This window comes from uncultured Roseobacter sp. (assembly GCF_947495275.1).
Lineage (GTDB): Bacteria > Pseudomonadota > Alphaproteobacteria > Rhodobacterales > Rhodobacteraceae > Roseobacter.
Genome location: NZ_CANLYL010000015.1, coordinates 16,575 through 33,495 on the forward strand (window position 1 = coordinate 16,575; position 16,921 = coordinate 33,495).

A 16,921-nucleotide genomic window follows, 5' to 3' on the forward strand; every position below is an offset into this window, starting at 1 on the left:
GTTATGGGTCTCTTCACTTCAACACAGTGAAGCGCAATGAAATCATTGCCGGAATGGATTAAATCTGTTTCGCCCATTGGCAGTGGTTTCCGCAAGCAACCAAATGTGATCCGAAGCGCGTATCCCGCCGTTTTTGTAGAAATCATCTATCGGAAACCAGCGATCGCTTGCCGAATGTCTTCCACCAAGGAAGTCGCATTCATTGGTGTGTCCGTAGTTACATTCACCAAAGCGCGGGTCCCGTGCGGAGAATGAAAAGCCCAAGAGGCCATGCGCCGGGCCAGCACACGCGCGTAAATGCGCTAGGCGGCGGGCTCTGGCAAGGAACCCTGCATGCGCCTTCTGGGATGCGCATAAGCAACAAACCTCTTTCGGTGCGTCATGGTCCGCCAACCATTCCGTCGGTGTGCCGATCTCGTCCATTGTGCCTAAGGGGCGTCAATGTGATACCAGAACGGCTGGACCGGCTTGGCATTCGGCCTCTCGGAAAGCAACGTCACTTTGCCTGCGCAGCCGCTTTCGGTCTTCCGAAGATCGGACGCCACATGGAGTGACCAGGTCTTCCGGGAATTCATCCTGGGCTAAAAGCGCATAGACCAAGCCATAGTGCAGCACGCGAGCAATAGCTTTTTTTGTTTGCCTATAGGCCGGTTACAACAACGCTGTTTTCACCGGTCTCGCCTATTTCTGATTCAACACGAACAACGCCCTTTCAGTACAGGGTTTCCCGATAGCGTTGCTCGGCATAAGATTGATCGGTCGAGGTAACTTCCAGATTGGAATGGTCTTGGACTATTTGATACATCGAAGGGATTGGACGGCTTTCAGGCCAAGTTTCCGGACGCCATAGTCCAGCGCGTATCGAGGCCTTGCCGCAGTGAATGAATATCTCTTCAGCAGTAATGCGAAGTACCGTTTTTGGGCTTCGCTCATTCACCTTAAACGCATCGCAAAGCGTCGGATCATCGCTGATTTCGGCAGTGCCATTTACACGTAGCGTTTCTGCAATTGACGGAATCATGAAGAAAACAGCTACTTTCGGATAGGCCAGAATGTTCATCAAACCGTCAATCCGGTTGTTGCCCGGTCGATCCGGAACAAGCAACGTTGTATCATTTTCGATTTTGACAAACCCCGGGGCATCCCCTTTCGGCGATACGTCAAGATCAGTTCCATCGGATGTTGCCACAACAAGAAAAGTAGCGTTTTCGATGAAGTGGCGGCAATGCATGTCAAAATGAGAGAGCGTTTTTGCTGTCGCGTGCGGTGAAGCGGGGCCGTAAATCTCTCTGAGCTTTTCTGGGGTCATAACTGGCACTCCTTTGATCGACATAACAGGAGGGACGCGTCGAGCAAAGCCCGCTATCGGCGCAGACCGGACTTCTAGCTGGTCGTCAAATGTTGCGATGCGGCTTCGGCAAAGCTGTTCTCGTTTGATGACTTTCATCCGTAATCGGGTCCCCGGGCAGAGGTCAAGCTGAAGGATGACAGCCGAGATTCCATCCACCCGCCCGAAGATATTGCTGACACCATATTGCCCCAACGATCCACTACATTGATGTGACATTTATCGCCTGCCAGCAATCCGGGATTGCAGCTGCCATCGTCATCTTTCGGTGTCGGTTCTCCCATACCCATTGCCATGAACGCGTCCGGATCGATCTTCAAACTTTGTCGTGAGCGCCATGCCTTGAAGCAAGGCCGTCCCTTGATCGCAGCATACCCGAAGTGCGTGATTTGGCCAGATCGGAGAACACGCTTCACCTCATGCATGTCGTGCCAGAGCAAGAAGCACTCAGCCCGCTGGCACAGTTCATCCCTGAAGGTTTTGAAATGCACATCGTGCAGAAAGCTGAGCATCGCTCGAGGCGTTGTCCGGGGACCTGCCCAAAGCTGGAGAACTGCAGTTCCATCGACCAAGATGACACCAAGTCGATTGACGGCAGCGCGGCGCCAACAGCCACCGTGCTTGAACCAAACCGGTTTGTGATCCCGGGGTCCGCCATGTGTCATCCGGCGCGCTGGGGTCAATCCCATCTACAGGGTGACGGTATAAGATGCCGCGTAAATGCAAGGCTGCCTAGCGGTATCCTGCTTCGCCATCAGCATGCAGTTTCGGTCCACGTGTGCTGATTGGCTCCAGCGTGTCTTCGACCACTCTGTTCGGCGCCGAGGCGACATCTGGTATGCGCGCTTCTGGGTTAACCGCCCATTTGACGGCGTTGGTCAGGACCTTTCGAACGTTTTGATCGTAATAGGTCGGGTAGGTTTCATGGCCGGGTCGAAAATAGAATATATTGCCCGCGCCGCGCCGATAGGTGAGACCTGACCGGAAGACCTCCCCGCCCTGAAACCAACTAATAAGCACCGTCTCAAGCGGTTCCGGCACAGCAAAGGGCTCGCCGTACATTTCCTCATGTTCCAGCTCGAAATGATCGGGAAGGTCTTGTGTAATCGGATGGCCCCGGGCGGTAACCCAAAGGCGCTCTCGCTCTCCAGCCTCGCGCCAGGTCAGATTGCATGGTGTTCCCATAAGCCTTTTGAAGATTTTCGAGAAATGTGCGGAGTGAAGAATGATAAGGCCCATTCCGCTCCAAACCGCCTCTGTAACCCGATCTACGATGTCGTCGGAAACATCACCATGTGCGGCGTGACCCCACCAGAGCAAGACATCCGTCTGATCGATGCGCGACTGCGATAATCCGTGTTCCGGATCTTGCAAAGTGGCGGTGGTGGCCTCTATCCCCGTGTCACCATTCAGGGCGTCGGCGATGCAGGCATGCATACCCTCAGGATAGACATCTGCCACCGTCTTGTTGGTTTGTTCATGGACGTTTTCTCCCCAGACGACGGCTCTGATCATAGCTGCTTGCCATTTGTCAGTTTGCGCGGAGCGGCGGTGCTCGCGCGCGGGATCAGTTCTGGTGTGATTATCACCGGATCCGAGGCATCGTCTGAGTTATCAAGAATTGAAATGAGCTTGCGACAGGCCAACTGACCCCATTCGCGACGTGGAAGACGTATGCTGGAAAGGCCAGGGTTAAAAATCGCGGAGTAGGGCATATCATCATAGCCTATCACTGAGATATCTTCCGGCACACGCACTCCGGCACTTACTAGCCCATGCAATAGGCCGGTTGCGGTCTCATCATTGTGGACAAAAACCGCCGTGGGCAAATCACCCGCCTCGATCAGACGGCCTGCAGCTTCGAGTCCGTAATCTACGGAAAGTGATCCATAAAGCTCCCGATCCCGCTGAACGCGAATGCCGGCATTTTTGAGCGTCTGAGAAAACCCATGGTAGCGGCGTTCAAAACCGTTGACCTGTAAGGGGCCACAGACCTGCACGATGTCGCGGTGACCCAATTCAATAAGGTGGCTCGCTGCAAGCCGTCCGCCAAGCACGTCATCTGTGCGCACGGTCGGCAACTCGATCTCCTTGTGGCCGCCGCAGGAGACCAAGGGCGGCCCAGAATAGACACCCTCAGCATCGCTTGGCAGCAGGTCTTCCAGAAAACCGTTTGTGTTGAGGATCAAGCCGCCCGCCTGGTTCATCAGCAACATGTCTGAGAAGGCGCGTTCATTGTCGGCATCTTCAGATGTGTCGCCGATCAGAATGACATAGCCCTGCGCGCGCGCCTCTTCCTCGATGCCTTTGAAGAACTCCGCGAAGAATGCATTCGTGATTTCGGAGACCAGAACGAGCAGTGTTTTGCTGCGCCCGCGCCGCAGGTCACCGGCGGCTTGATTGGCACGGTAGCCGAGATCCTTCATCACTTGGAAAACGTGGTCTCGGGTGTCGGATTTCACGTCACCGGGACGCGACATGGCACGGGATACGGTTGCAATTGAAACACCCGCCTCACGCGCGACGTCCTTCACCGTGGGCCGCTTTCTGCTCATAGGTTTATCCCAGCTTGATCAGGCGGCAACAGGCCTGCCGTTATCATTGAATTTATGAATGAATTCAGGTTGTGGGCGCAAGTAAACAGTCTCTCCGACTTGCTGGTCATGTTGCCCGTCAAGACTGACAGTCAAAACTCCAGCACCGGGGACTTTCACGTAAAGAATGGTGTCATGGCCGAGGCGTTCGACCAAGGTCACTTTTCCCTCCCAAGTATTGTCACCTGCACCGATCGCAAAGTGCTCAGGACGAACGCCGAGCGTGGCGGCGCCTACGGCATCGGCGTATCGGCCTTTGACGAAATTCATCTTCGGAGAACCGATGAATCCGGCGACAAACTCTGTTGCCGGGTGGTTATAGAGCTCCATCGGGCTGCCGACCTGTTCAATATTACCAGCGTTCAGGACGACGATCCGGTCCGCCATGGTCATGGCTTCGACCTGATCATGGGTGACGTAGACCATAGTTGTTTCCATGCGCTGGTGCAGTTCGCTAATTTCGACGCGTGTTTCCGAACGCAAGGCGGCATCAAGATTCGATAACGGCTCGTCCAGCAAGAAGACTTGCGGCTTGCGTACGATCGCACGGCCAATGGCCACACGCTGGCGCTGACCGCCCGAGAGCTGACCGGGTTTGCGGTCAAGGTAAGGACCCAGTTTGAGCGCGTCCGCAGCTTCTTGCACCTTTTGCGCGATCTCATCCTTCGAACGGCGCTCTAGACTCAGGGAAAACCCCATGTTTTCCGCCACGGTCATCTGCGGGTAGAGCGCATATGACTGGAAGACCATCGCGATGTCCCGTTGGCGTGGCGACAGATCGTTGGCACGTTTGCCGCCGATCATCAGGTCGCCGCCCGTGACCTCTTCAAGTCCAGCGATCATCCTGAGTAAAGTGGACTTGCCACAACCCGAAGGTCCGACAAAAACGACAAATTCGCCGTCGGCAATCGACAGATTGATGTCATGCAAGACCTCAACATCGCCGTAAGCCTTCGACAGGTTTTTTAGTTCTACGCCAGCCATTTGTTCCTCCCTTATCCTGCCACCAGCGGGGCGCGAATGATTTTGCGGACAGTCGCCAGGGATGCAGCTTGCAGGAGCCGATCCTTCGATCCCGAAAGGATCGCCGCGACATCATGCAGGATCATATCGCCGATCGGGTGACGCCCTCCTTCAACGGCGGCCGCGCGATGCGGCGACCAGATGACATTTTCGGCCTGTCGCATCTCTGCGCGTTTCGACACAGGCTCGCGTGGAAACACATCACTGGCGAGCCGAATGCGGCCCGCATCAGCGGCCTCGACTAGCGCGTCAAAATCCACAAGATGTGACCGACTGATGACGACAACCAAAGTGCCTGGGCGCATCTGTTCGATCAGCCCGCGCGACACCAACTTGTAATTCTCTTCTGTGGGGGTTGCTGCCACGACAATGCAGCGGCAGGTTCTCACAATCTCCTCTAGCGCGACAAAAGTCATGTCATCGAAGGACGCGCCAGCGGCTTTCAGCCAGGGATCGAAGGCATGGACCCTTGGCGCAAAAGGTTTGAGCAGGCGCAGACATTCCTGCGCGATTGACCCAAAACCAACAAAACCGATGCTTTGCCCGTAGAGTGAGAAGTCGGTTCCGAGGTTGTCATTGAACCAGCGTTCTGACCCTGCGCGAAACCGTTCGTGCTCATCTACGATGCCACGTCCACCTGCAATCATCAGTCCGAGGGCCATCTCCGCGACCGACCGGCGGAACCCGGGCGCGCAAGACAGAACTTCTATATCGCGCTCGAAACAGGCTTCATAGTCGATGCCGGTCTGGAAGGTGCCCGAAACTTCGATCACTGCCTTGAGATTTGGCGCTTTGTCCAAGTCGCTCCGGTCCAGTTCTGGTTTTGCTGCGACGACGAACTCTGCTTCGGGTAATCGTAAAAGGAAATCCTCGCGCGTCATGGGCCAGTTCACACCGCCATGGATGTCGCAGTGCTCACTTAATCCGGCAAATGCGCTTGGTCGGAACAGCTCTTCGACCTGCCTAAAGTGCTGGTCCATAATGATAAGTGGTTTCGACATTTGGATTTGCCTCATTTCACCGCGCCTGCGGTCATCCCGCGCACGAAGTGACGTTGAAAGAAGAGAAACAGGATCACGACCGGGATCGCCATGATAACAGTGCCGCTGGACAGGCCAGTGACATCGCGGGTCATTGTGCCTTGGAAGTTCAGGAGCCCGACCGATAGCGTTCGCATCTGGTCCTGTGTCATAAGCAGCAGCCGCAGCAGCAGGTCGTTCCAGCTCCATAGAAACTCCAGAAGCGCCGTGGTCACGACGGCGGGTGTGGCGATTGGCATTACAACGCGCCGGTAAATCTGAAATTCGGTCGCACCGTCGATCCGCGCCGCCTCATGCAGCGCTTTGGGCACACCTATGAAATAGGACGAAAACATAAACACGAAGATCGAAACTGCCAGCGCAAGGTCGGCAAAGATCACGCCGAGATGGGTGTTGAGCAACCCGAAGGACCGCACAATCTGGAACAGAGGCAAGACGATGGCCGTGACAGGGATCATCAGGCCAATCAGAAACAGCACTTGCAGCACAATCTTGCCCCGAAACTCCATGAAAACCATGGCGTAGGCCGCGAGCGAAGCGATCAGGATCATCATCAGCGCGTCGATCACGGAAATCACCAACGTGTTGAAGAAATAACGGCTGAAACCGCCTTCGGTCCAGACACGGACATAATGCTCGAACGTCAGATTGAACGGCGGATACCACGGTGGGTTCACCAGTTCCGTCGTGGGTTTCAGCGATGTGAAGACCGTTAGGATCAGCGGTGAGACCATCAAAATGGCGATGACACCCAAAACGAAAACAAGGAGCCACCGTCCCATCTAACGGTCCTCCCTATTCTGAATTTGCATGTATAGTATGGTCGCGATGCTGACGATCACCAAAAGCGCGACGCCAATGGCGGAGCCATACCCATATTGGTTCTCGAGCGCCCCGCGCTTGTACATGTAGGTCGACAGAATTTCGGAAAATCGGATCGGGCCGCCCTGTGTTGTGGCCCAGACGATGTCGAACACTTTGAAGGACTGCGTGAGCGTCAGGATGAAGACAACAGCGGTAACGGGCCGCAGTGCTGGAAGGGTGACGAAGCGGAACGCCTGAAACGGGTTTGCACCATCAACGCGCGCCGCCTCATAGAGATCTTCGTCCACGGCCTGAAGCCCTGCCAGAAAGATGATGACACTGAGGCCAATGGTCGACCAGCTATGTGCCAAGGCCAGTGCGTAGAGCACGGCATCGGGGCTGCCGAGCCATGGGGTCGCCAGAGCGCCCAAACCAATGTTCTCAAGCACCTGATTGATGACGCCTGCGGGCTGATACATCCAGCGCCAGATTGTGGCGACCGCCATGGGCGAGATCACCACCGGAAGCACAATGCAGGTCTGGATCAAAAGCCGGGCCTTCCAGACTCGCGCCAGCATCGCTGCGATCACCAACCCAAGACCGACATTAATCACTATGATTACGCCAGACCAGATGAAGGTATTCCGAAACGCCTCCCAAAATATCTTGTCTGTGAAGAGGCGTTGATAGTTTTCTAGCCCGACGAAGTTACGTTCCGGTCTGATTCCATCCCAATCCGTGAAGGAGTATTCGATCACGGAATAGGTTGGGTAAAGGGCGAATACAGCGTAGATCGTCAGAGCAGGCAGCAGGAACAGAACGGGGTTCAGGCGCTGCGCCCATTTGGAGTCCGGATAAGAAAACATACGGCTATTCCCGGCGGAATGGTTTGAGTTGTGCGGCGGATGTTCACGCCCCCGGAGAAAGGAAGAGTTTCCCCGGGGGAGGCAATATTTGGTGCGTCAAATCTAGCGTTCGGCGATGCCGCCGGGCAGCATGATCTCACCTGCTTCTTTCGCCGCGACCCAGGCGTTTTGCATCTCGGCAGCAAACTCCTCCGCCGTCATCACGTCCAGCAGCAACGCTTGCAGGCCATCGTAGGACACTGTCGTCAAGCTACCCGGTGTGATCGTATCTAGGAATGCCGGAACCGAGCCGTTTGCCGCGTGATCATCGGAGGCTTTCCAGATGTCGACCGCAAGGACTGGCATCTTCGCTTCGGCCAGAGCGGTGTCCAGCGGTCCGACAGGAACCGTGCCTGCATTCAGCAGAGCCACCCGACCTTCGGTTGATGTGAACATAAAATTCAGGAAGTCGATCGCAGCTTCCTTGTTCTCAGAGCTTTCGCGGATGTACCAACCACTGCCGATCGAGTTTGTTGGATGGATTTTCTGCTCATCCTCGATAGGTGGCACAGCAAAGACGCCGAATTCGCCAATCCGATCGCCGGTAGCCTCTGTTCCGCCGCCGATCACCCACGGCCCGGTAAAGGTCATCGGCACTTCGCCAGCCCAGAAGCGATCCATCAATTCGCCGTAGCCAATCGCGACGGGCGTTGGCCCGAACCATCCGGCCTTACCCATCTCCTGTAGCTTGGCAGAGGCCGCGACGAAGGGTGCGTCTGTCCACGCACCATCCCCGAAGAGAACGCTTTCGATGCCCTCCGGCCCTGCATAGCGACCAAACATCATGGATTGCCAGTGGGAGATTGGCCATTTATCCGCCGCGCCAAGACCGATGGGGGTGTCGAACCCCGCCTGCTGCAGCTTGGAAACGACGACCTCCATTTCTGCCCAACTGGTTGGCACTTCAATACCATGATCGGAAAAGATTGCTTTGTTGTAGAACATGCCGGTTGTCTCGACCTCATTGCCAAAGGCCCATAACTTTCCGTCACTGGAGGTCTGCGCCACGATGCCAGCGGGGATCGTTGCACCCCAGCCGTGCTCGAAATAAGCGTCAGTCAGATCAGCCACCAATCCACCGGCGATCAGCGCTGCGGGTTGACCCGGCCCAGTGCCAAAAGAAAAAAGGTCCGGCCCTTCCCCCGCAGACAAGGCGGGAATAAGTGCGGGGTTAAAGAGGTCTGACGAATTCTTGACGACGGTTACGGTCGTGGCTGCATTCTGTGCATTGAATGCTGCGGCGAGATCATCATAGACGGTTGTCTGCCCCGGCTCACCCGCCACCCAGACAACCACTTCAGATTGTGCATGCGCCGAGATCGGCAGCGCTAGAAACGCGGCGATCAGCGCACTCGCTCCAATAATTGCTTTCATGATTTTCCTCCCACGGATCACTTTCAGAAATTTATGTAAACGAATACATCTTAAATGTAAACGAATACATTTTGATGGTATCGCCAAACCAGCCCTCGCATTTGCCAGGAAGCCAGGGGCGTGGCTCACTTTGAAATTTTCCACTTAGTTCTTTGGTCAGGATGTCGCGATCGCCATCGCGGTGGAATTCACTTGACTATTCAGCGCGACTACCAGCTTAGCAGTCGTTTTTCCGATTTTTTTTTGTCGCCGGCCTGGCAGCTTCAGCAGCAATCGATTTCGAAATATCGGCCAGATATCTACTGAGGAACATAGGTTTGCCTAGACTATGGCAACGGGCGCCTTGAAAAGTTAAATGGCAGGCCCGCAGAAGCGGACCCGCCTGTTTTTAGAATGGATTCATTTCCCTTGCTTGAACGGGCTGGCAATCCAATTTGTCAGACCCTCTGCGTGTTTTTGCATGCGCTGGGCAAAGGGCGTGCTATAGCGAACTAGGGGCACAAAACCGGGGCTGAAAACCGAGGCGTTCCATGTGATCCTGATCCCGGGCATAAAGGGCAGGGAGCCTGATACCGTGCTGTAGGGTCCGCGGCCACGCCATTCGCCAGTGCGCACATACCCGACCCCATCAAACCCGATGAGCAGCTTGTAGCGGTGCGCGTCTACATAAGCGTTCCCCCAAGGTACACTTGGTCCGAAACCGATGCCGGGACGGTTAAATGTCCAGACAAAGACCGCAGTGGCCAGAGTGAAACCGGGGTTGATGCGCATGGGCACAGCATCTGAAAGGTAGTTCTTAAGGCTGCCAGAGTAGAACATAACCCAACCGCCCATATTCGCCCCGATCCCGCCTGTCCCCGGGATGACGAAGCGAAAGCCCCAACTGGTTTCAAGACCGGTGTATAGAAGCGCTTCATGGGTGAAGAACTGGCGCAGAATACCCGCCGTACGATGTGCCCAACGTTCGATACCTGTATCGCCGGTGACAGCTGCCAACCAACGTGCAACAGGTGCACTGACACGAGAAACGACTTCAAATCCGCGCTCAAGGCCAATCAGAAGGCTGACACGTGTGCGCAAGACAGGAGCGACCATCGCATAGCGCGCAGTTGGCAAAGAATTACGCAGGATGGCCAGATGAGCTTCGTGCATTGCCCAAACCCGATCGCGCAAATCGCGAGGAGACAAGGCAGCATCGCTCATCAAGACGTGACGCGCCTGAGCATACCGGTTCAGGCCCTCCAGCAACGCCCGACCGTTTGCGTCGTCACCAGCTGCCATAACTTCAGGCAGCTTCGTAACCAGTTTGGATGGCAAGGCTCTGTAGCCATCCAAGCCGAGGTGAGACCGTGTCTTAGCCATTGCCTCTAGGGCCTGGGTCGTTGGCAGCTGCAAGAACCGGGTTTCAGCCTCCATATACGCAGACCAGGCATCAGCCTTGACGTCATCGGCGCGATTGATCTGCAACGACAACGGCAGTTCCTGCAAGGCACCATGAGGTTCGGCTAAAGCGGCATTTCCGGCCGCTTTCTTTCTGGGGCGCCAGTCGCTAACCAGACGATCCACGACGAAAACGCCGATCATGAGGCTGATGATCAAATCCCAAACAGCCATAGATGACGCGCTTTGCAATACCGCGATTTGGGGCAGGTCAGACACAACCATTTCAGCGATCATGACCAGGGCAACCGCAAGGATCTTGACCACATAGGCTGCCCCGGGGAAGCCAAGGGCAAGAACGCTCAACTCCGATCCGTGTACGCCGCGGCGAAACAAGTTCAATCGCAGAATGTTCGGCACAGCTACACCCAATGCGCCAGCGGCCAGCAGGGCCAGTGTCTGCCAAGCTGCGAATGCGCCTTCTAAAGCACCGGGAGCACCGTAGAGCACTACAGCGGGCAGTACCAATGCGATGACACCGATGTTGATGTAAAACACCTGACGTGCGGGTGTCAGCGGCTTGCCCTTGCGGGTCATGCTGCCTTTCTGAACCCAGAGCATCGACAACTCGCTTACGATGCCACCGGCAACCAAAAGAGTCAGCAGACCGAGTTTTTCGAGTGTCCAGGCTTCGCTGCCATGTGCGGCCATCAAGCCCAGCAGCAAGAGCGCAAGCGCCATGCCGAAGTCGATCCCGCGACGTGCCTTGCGGCGTTTCGCGTGCAGGCCGTTGGTACCGTCTTCATCGCCAAAGACCAAAAGTGCTGCTTCGCGTTCCAGCGCAACCTTGATCGGCAGGGCGGCTGTCACGGCCAGAATTGAAACTTCTAGCGCGACATACCAGAACAGCAATCCACTGCCTGTGATCATTAGAATTGGGAAAAACAACGCGCAAAGCTCCGCGCGGGAGGGCACAAGATCCCGCACCGCGTTGCGCCCGCCTGCGAGACTGACACCCAGACCCAGCATGGCAGCACCGGTATAGACAGCCAGCGCTGTGAGCAGGGGCCCTTGGGAGTTTACGCTATCCAGCCCAAAGGCCGAAATGATAAAAGCTCCCAGTCCATAAAACAGCACGTAAAAGAGGGGAGGCCAGCCAAGGCCTCGGTTAGAGGTTTGAGTATCCGACATTTATCGTCTCCGGCGGGGAGGAGGGTCCCCGTAGCCAGCCCGGAACAACCTCCCGGGATATGACGTGTCGCGTTGTTCCCACCGGCGCCTTTGACCGGACGCAAAAAAATTGACTGCTCTACCCAAATCGGCAAATCTGATTGCATGGGAGTGGGATCCCGGGGTCGATGGGTGTTGTGGGGTGGTTAATAAATGGGTGTATTGAGCTTTGTGGACGTCTTCGATGTACGCGACATCGAATTCGGTACATCACGCCCTGTTGGCAAACTCGAAAAGGTAATGTTGACTTCAGCCACGCGCGTTTTGAACACGGACTCCGATCAAGAAGGCTATGGCGCCTTTCTGTATGGGGAAGAAATTCCGCTCCAGTTTATTGACATCACCCGGATGGCCGAAGCGCCCGGGGTCGCCGTCAGGCGGCAGGAGTTCAAGATTTTGCCCGGTGATGACACCAAAGATATCGTCCCGGGCACCCATCTGGTCGTTGCGCAATCACCGCATAGCAGCTACTGGGCCGCAATGTCGCCGCTAAGGCCCCACAGGCGGGAACGTCCAGCTCTTCTGGACGACGCCTCAGAGCTTGCACAGCTCAAAGCCGGTATTGCCAAGAGCCCGCGCGACCTTTTCGAAACCCGAAAGGGTGTGCTGACAGCCGCTGTGGAAGAGGATGATTTTCGCGTGTTCTTACGCCCGTCGGTACGCGCGCAATACCGACAGCTATCCCATGTCATCGGATATGTGGACGGCAGCGACGGGCCAATCGAAAAGCTGAACGCGGTCGAGATGGAAATCATGAACAGCAAGCGCCTGAAGGCTACACTTGCAGCCGTTGCCCGGGGTGCGCCCGTTGGCCCTAATCGGTCTCTCAGCGTTCCCAAGCGCCTGCGCGATGACTTGGAAGGCTTGATGCTCTTTTCGGTCCGGCAGGCTTTGGCCGGGCCCGGTGCCGAGGCCGAACCAGAGACCTATGTGGGCAAACCGGTAGGTCTTTATGCCCGTCATCTGTTCATGGACCACGCTCATAATGCGGCGCGTCAGGCGGACGAGACCGGAGACCAGTTAATGGTTGAACAAGACGCGCTGGAGCGTGGCGACTATGTGCAGCGACAACTCGCGCGGTATCTTTCCGAGCTTTATGCGTGAGCGACATAAAAACAGATAATCTGCGCGCACGAGCCGATGCATGGGCACGACGACGGCTTGCAGCAATTGGAAAGACGGGTGGATTTGGAACCAAGAGGCATTTCGATTGTCTTGGTACTGGTGTTTGTGTGGCAAATGGCCTGGTGCTCACAGCCCATCATGTAACCGAGGGTGCCCAGACGCTTTCGATTAAGATCGCCGGGCGGATTGTGTCGGGCGCAGTTGTCCATGAAGATCGCCAGCACGATCTGTCGCTTGTCAGGCTCGCCGAAGAGATCGGCCAGCCTGTCGTTTTCGCCTTTGGGCAGGACAGCAGCCTGTCACAACACGGCCATCTGGTTGCCGCTTTGGGCTACCCGGCCAGCGAAGGAACAGATCAGTTTTCGCTATCTCGATTTCAACCAAAACACTTCGATATGCCGCAACATGATCGGCCCGGCGCGGCAACTGGGATTTTGGAGGTGCAGGGTGGTTTGGAAGAAGGGTATAGCGGTGGACCCTTCATGATGATCGAACATGATCTGATGCCGATTGTTGGTCAATCGCAAAGGGGCGGGCGCGCGGGGTTTTCGCAGGTGCGGGGAGCCACGCATCTTGTTCACTATCTTTGGGCGCATGACGTGCAGCCTGTCATCAAACCGTGGTGGGATCTGATCCGTAGGTCTTTGGCCACCCCGAGCGAAAGCCAGCGCTTGTGGGCCGGAGCACTCGGACTGCCGGGAAAACATGCCACCGTCCTTCTCGGCCCGCCCATGGCTGAACTGGAACAGCGTTTCACTCTCGTGCCAAACGCAGATGGCAGACCGGTGCTGATGGCGCAATCCGTGTTGCCATTGGGCGCAATTGGTCTGCCCAACGCCGGCGCTGCGTTGACAGGCTTGAATCCTGCTGACCTGCCGCGATTGTTTGCCCACCTCGGGCCCGGTTGGCGCTTGCGCCTGCCAACTTTTGATGAGTGGCGCACAGCTCATACCCCCCCGGATCGAGAGGCCCCGCCGCCTTGGCCTGCGGGCCGCGAAACGCTGGTCGGAAAGCGAGTGCCGCCGCGCGGCCTGCCGGGCCCTTTCGGCGTTCAGATGGCTCCGTTAGGGCATTGGGAGTTGGTCAGCGAAGCGGATGGCACGCTGAGTATTGTCGCCCCGCCGCTTGAGATCGGAGGCCCGCCACGCAAACGCACCTTGTCTGGTCTGGGCGAAACAGGTGGCGTTGTGCAACGCGTGTGTCTTGATTTGCCCCAAAACGCATTGGAGCAAACACTAACCGCCGCCAAATGGGAGAGATGATGACCGAAGATTCACCAAAAGAACCCGAGGCAGAGCCCACAGAGGAAGTCGTAGATGAACCCGATAGGTCACCTGTGGAAGATGAGGTCGATGAAGATACCCCAGTTGGCGAAACACCGGTGGAAACGGAGTATTCGGATATATCAGACGAGGAGGGATCGGATACCTCCAACGGCGTCCTGGGCGGAGACCCGGAAGCAGCGGACTTGCCCAAGTTTCGTCTTAACGATTCTGATCGCGACGCTGCGATCCAATCCTATGCTCTTAAGGCTGAGCCAGCTGATCCGACCTATGAGTCGCTTTCCGGCTATGCCGACGCGCTCTTGCAGGCCCTGCAAACCCACCGACTCGTCGTCATGGCAACACCGCTTTTTGCTCTGGAACTGGCTCAGGCCTGTTTGCACAGTCACCTTGGAGAGCTTGATCTGCATCGCGCAGACACCGGCCGGGACAAAGTTGCATTCCCGAAGTCCCTAAGCCTAGCACTAGACGATCATGGTGCGGCTCTGTCCGGGCAGATCATCTTTGTACCGTTAACACAGCGCCAGTTTGCAACGAATCCCAATACATCTAAGGGCCTTCTTGAAATTAAGACCCTGGCCGAAAAATTTGACCTCAGGGTCTTGGTCACCATTGACCGCCAAAGCGCGTTCTCGCTGGCCCCGAATGTCGTTTCTGCTGATGTTGCCGGGACAGTCAGGGTTGATTGGATCGCGGCATATCTGTCGCAGTTTGGCGAAGGCGGGCGGATTTCTTCGCAGGCCATCCATCAGGCGGCGAGCGAACTTCGTCGGGCCGCCGGAGACGAGGCAACGCAGGAGCTGCGCATCGCCGACGATCTGCTGACCTTCTCAAAAGAATATGGTAGCTCTGGTAACACCATCACCGACAACGAATTTCTGACCCGAATGGTCAATATCGCCCGGCAGGACAAGGCTGCGCGCGATGCCACATTTGTCGCGAAACTCAACGAAGGATGGGATGCAAGCCTTGTGCGTCTTTTGATGACCTTCATGGCGCTCAGCGCAGACGACAGGCATGGTCCGAGGATCGAAACGATTTTTCGTTTGGGATCGGAGGTTCTCAAAAACGAGACATTGCAAAAACCCCGCCTGACGCATGTCGAAACCCGCGAAGGAACCGATGGTAATCACATCATCACCAAGTCTGAACCAGAGAGTGTGGCAGCCGTACAAGTTTGGTCCGATCAGTTTGATGCGCTAATGCATCGTTGCAACATCGAAGTGCACGAAGATCATGGTCCCAACTCAGAAGAAGACGGCGTGCCAGAACGTAGTCAAATTCTGCGCTTTCAAATGCTTCAGGGGCGCTCGGTGCCCGATATGCTCAGGCGGCTTTACCCCAAAAGCCTAATCGAGACAGGCAATGCCATCCTGAAAGTTTATCCCACCTGTTCGGATAGCTGGATGGATGGCGGCAGTATGGTACGTACGCTGAGCGAAATGTTGTTCGCAGTTGCGCAAATTCACCCCACAGGGTTTCGGTTTGAGCATTTGTGGTCGGCAACCCTGACCGGGTTGGAAGAGCAGGAGATTGCGAAGCAAAGCAGCAGCATATTACAAATAATGTACCGCGCGTTTCCTGCGACACGGCTTTTGTACATGTACTGGAAACATGAAAGCGATCACGGGCGCGGCGATGAACTACTGGAAACTGCGCGCCGGATAATGGTTGACCATATCCGTCTCCGGAAAGATTTCAGCGTCTGTCAGACAGGTATTTTTGCGCTTTTGTATCTGTGTATCGAACCCGAGTACCCAACCGCCGACATGTCCAGCACGTTTTTGAAACTGATCGCGGGCGGTGGCAGCAAGCGCAACGTTTTTATCGAAGCACTGCAACGGTTGAGCGATACGAAGGAGAACGGATCAGACGCGTCGGTGGCGATCAAGCTGACCCGCAACGTTCTCTATTATGCCATGCGCGACGACATCGAGGTGCGCGAGCGACTTGTACTGGATCACTATGCCCATCGGCAGGAAGCCGGCGACACCCGTTATTTTCTTGAACTGATGTATGTGCGATTGACCTACGACGCCATCAAACTGGACTTCACAAGAGGTGAGACCTCTGGCTCCAAATTGCTGGGAGCGCGTGTTTTTTCAGCGCTGAGCGAAGGCGAAACTTCGGAAATGGTGAAAGCACTTTGGTCTGCCAAGATTGATTTGCTGCAAATCACCACGCAAGGACAACAACAAAACCACTTTCTCGGAGACGCGGCGCGTATCCTTTGCTCCAGCTTTGAAGCCTACGCTCGCGCCGAACACACACCCCCCAGCCAAGAGGAAGTGCAGGGTCTCTTGCTTAAGGCGTTGTCGCGAGATCTAGTGGACCGAGTCAACCGATCCGACGCGAAAATCCGTTCCGCTTGGCAAGACGAAACAAGCAGCGCACCGTTGCAGGCGATCATTGACACGCTCGAGGGCAATCCCCGAGACGAAGTCGCCGACATCTACTTTTCGACCGCCAGCTTTGTTCGTTCGCTTGCGGTTAGCCGCTGGCCGTTTTTGGCACTTGGCGATGATATTGCTGATGATGATATTGAGGAGGCCCGCGCGCATATCGAAGCCTTTCCCGGTCACCTCGCTCGCCATCTTAGCCGCCATGATTGCAGCCTGCTGCGTCAGCATTGGCGCACCGCCCGCAAGATCCTGTTTGATAGCCTGCCACTTGCCAATGACGTTTTTTCAAGTCAACCTAAACGGGCGTGTTACCGGGGTTGGGTTGAGGAAAAGCGCGCTGAATTTCAAATGTTGATAGAAGGTCTTTCCGAAATTTCATACGGCTCGGAAGTGATATCGAAGGAGATTTAGAC

The 16,921-nt window shown here is 55.9% G+C and carries 12 protein-coding genes; 3 read left to right on the plus strand and 9 right to left on the minus strand.

The features are described from left to right. Window positions 1-712: 712 nt before the first annotated feature. From Q0802_RS20860 to Q0802_RS20900, 9 genes are all read right to left on the minus strand, one after another. The gene (locus tag Q0802_RS20860) at window positions 713-1,447 is read right to left on the minus strand and encodes a pyridoxamine 5'-phosphate oxidase family protein (protein ID WP_298921785.1); all 735 of its coding nucleotides are present in this window, start codon (window positions 1,445-1,447) and stop codon (window positions 713-715) included. A 633-nt stretch (window positions 1,448-2,080) separates the two neighbouring features. Next, entirely contained in the window at window positions 2,081-2,863 is a 783-nt protein-coding gene (locus Q0802_RS20865) for a ThuA domain-containing protein (RefSeq protein WP_298921786.1), read from the minus strand. Beyond that, window positions 2,860-3,903, minus strand: coding sequence for a LacI family DNA-binding transcriptional regulator (locus Q0802_RS20870; protein WP_298921787.1), 1,044 nt, complete (start codon window positions 3,901-3,903; stop codon window positions 2,860-2,862). The genes Q0802_RS20865 and Q0802_RS20870 overlap by 4 nt, the downstream gene beginning before the upstream one ends. An 18-nt stretch (window positions 3,904-3,921) precedes the next feature. Beyond that, entirely contained in the window at window positions 3,922-4,926 is a 1,005-nt protein-coding gene (locus Q0802_RS20875; RefSeq protein WP_298921788.1) for an ABC transporter ATP-binding protein, read from the minus strand. 11 nt (window positions 4,927-4,937) lie between these two features. Beyond that, window positions 4,938-5,966, minus strand: a complete 1,029-nt coding sequence (locus tag Q0802_RS20880; RefSeq protein ID WP_298921789.1) for an NAD(P)-dependent oxidoreductase — start codon at window positions 5,964-5,966, stop codon at window positions 4,938-4,940. Window positions 5,967-5,977: 11 nt separating this feature from the next. Then, the gene (locus Q0802_RS20885; protein ID WP_298921791.1) at window positions 5,978-6,787 is read right to left on the minus strand and encodes a carbohydrate ABC transporter permease; all 810 of its coding nucleotides are present in this window, start codon (window positions 6,785-6,787) and stop codon (window positions 5,978-5,980) included. Then, window positions 6,788-7,675: a sugar ABC transporter permease gene (locus Q0802_RS20890; protein WP_298921793.1), complete on the minus strand. Its 888-nt coding sequence runs from the start codon at window positions 7,673-7,675 to the stop codon at window positions 6,788-6,790. It abuts the gene before it with no gap. 102 nt (window positions 7,676-7,777) lie between these two features. Then, window positions 7,778-9,088, minus strand: coding sequence for an extracellular solute-binding protein (locus Q0802_RS20895; protein WP_298921795.1), 1,311 nt, complete (start codon window positions 9,086-9,088; stop codon window positions 7,778-7,780). A 399-nt stretch (window positions 9,089-9,487) separates the two neighbouring features. Next, window positions 9,488-11,659 carry a hypothetical protein gene (locus Q0802_RS20900; RefSeq protein ID WP_298921796.1) on the minus strand — a complete coding sequence of 724 codons (2,172 nt, stop codon included), beginning with the start codon at window positions 11,657-11,659 and terminating at the stop codon, window positions 9,488-9,490. A 192-nt stretch (window positions 11,660-11,851) separates the two neighbouring features. Here Q0802_RS20900 and Q0802_RS20905 point away from each other — a divergent pair, with 192 nt between their 5' ends. The 3 genes from Q0802_RS20905 to Q0802_RS20915 are packed head-to-tail and all read left to right on the plus strand — an operon-like array spanning window position 11,852 to window position 16,919. Further along, on the plus strand, window positions 11,852-12,802 hold the full coding sequence (locus Q0802_RS20905) for a hypothetical protein (RefSeq protein ID WP_298921797.1): 951 nt from the start codon (window positions 11,852-11,854) through the stop codon (window positions 12,800-12,802). Then, on the plus strand, window positions 12,799-14,085 hold the full coding sequence (locus Q0802_RS20910) for a serine protease (RefSeq protein WP_298921798.1): 1,287 nt from the start codon (window positions 12,799-12,801) through the stop codon (window positions 14,083-14,085). The genes Q0802_RS20905 and Q0802_RS20910 overlap by 4 nt, the downstream gene beginning before the upstream one ends. Further along, on the plus strand, window positions 14,085-16,919 hold the full coding sequence (locus Q0802_RS20915) for a hypothetical protein (RefSeq protein ID WP_298921800.1): 2,835 nt from the start codon (window positions 14,085-14,087) through the stop codon (window positions 16,917-16,919). The genes Q0802_RS20910 and Q0802_RS20915 overlap by 1 nt, the downstream gene beginning before the upstream one ends. The last annotated feature ends 2 nt before the right edge of the window (window positions 16,920-16,921 follow it).

What these genes read in the sequence shown, in the direction of transcription:
- Q0802_RS20890 (WP_298921793.1), bottom strand. Translation starts at nt 7,675, where the DNA reads ATGTTTTCTTATCCGGACTCCAAATGGGCGCAGCGCCTGAACCCCGTT.
- Q0802_RS20900 (WP_298921796.1), bottom strand. Translation starts at nt 11,659, where the DNA reads ATGTCGGATACTCAAACCTCTAACCGAGGCCTTGGCTGGCCTCCCCTC.
- Q0802_RS20870 (WP_298921787.1), bottom strand. Translation starts at nt 3,903, where the DNA reads ATGAGCAGAAAGCGGCCCACGGTGAAGGACGTCGCGCGTGAGGCGGGT.
- Q0802_RS20880 (WP_298921789.1), bottom strand. Translation starts at nt 5,966, where the DNA reads ATGTCGAAACCACTTATCATTATGGACCAGCACTTTAGGCAGGTCGAA.
- Q0802_RS20905 (WP_298921797.1), top strand. Translation starts at nt 11,852, where the DNA reads ATGGGTGTATTGAGCTTTGTGGACGTCTTCGATGTACGCGACATCGAA.
- Q0802_RS20915 (WP_298921800.1), top strand. Translation starts at nt 14,085, where the DNA reads ATGACCGAAGATTCACCAAAAGAACCCGAGGCAGAGCCCACAGAGGAA.
- Q0802_RS20885 (WP_298921791.1), bottom strand. Translation starts at nt 6,787, where the DNA reads ATGGGACGGTGGCTCCTTGTTTTCGTTTTGGGTGTCATCGCCATTTTG.
- Q0802_RS20895 (WP_298921795.1), bottom strand. Translation starts at nt 9,088, where the DNA reads ATGAAAGCAATTATTGGAGCGAGTGCGCTGATCGCCGCGTTTCTAGCG.
- Q0802_RS20865 (WP_298921786.1), bottom strand. Translation starts at nt 2,863, where the DNA reads ATGATCAGAGCCGTCGTCTGGGGAGAAAACGTCCATGAACAAACCAAC.
- Q0802_RS20860 (WP_298921785.1), bottom strand. Translation starts at nt 1,447, where the DNA reads ATGAAAGTCATCAAACGAGAACAGCTTTGCCGAAGCCGCATCGCAACA.
- Q0802_RS20875 (WP_298921788.1), bottom strand. Translation starts at nt 4,926, where the DNA reads ATGGCTGGCGTAGAACTAAAAAACCTGTCGAAGGCTTACGGCGATGTT.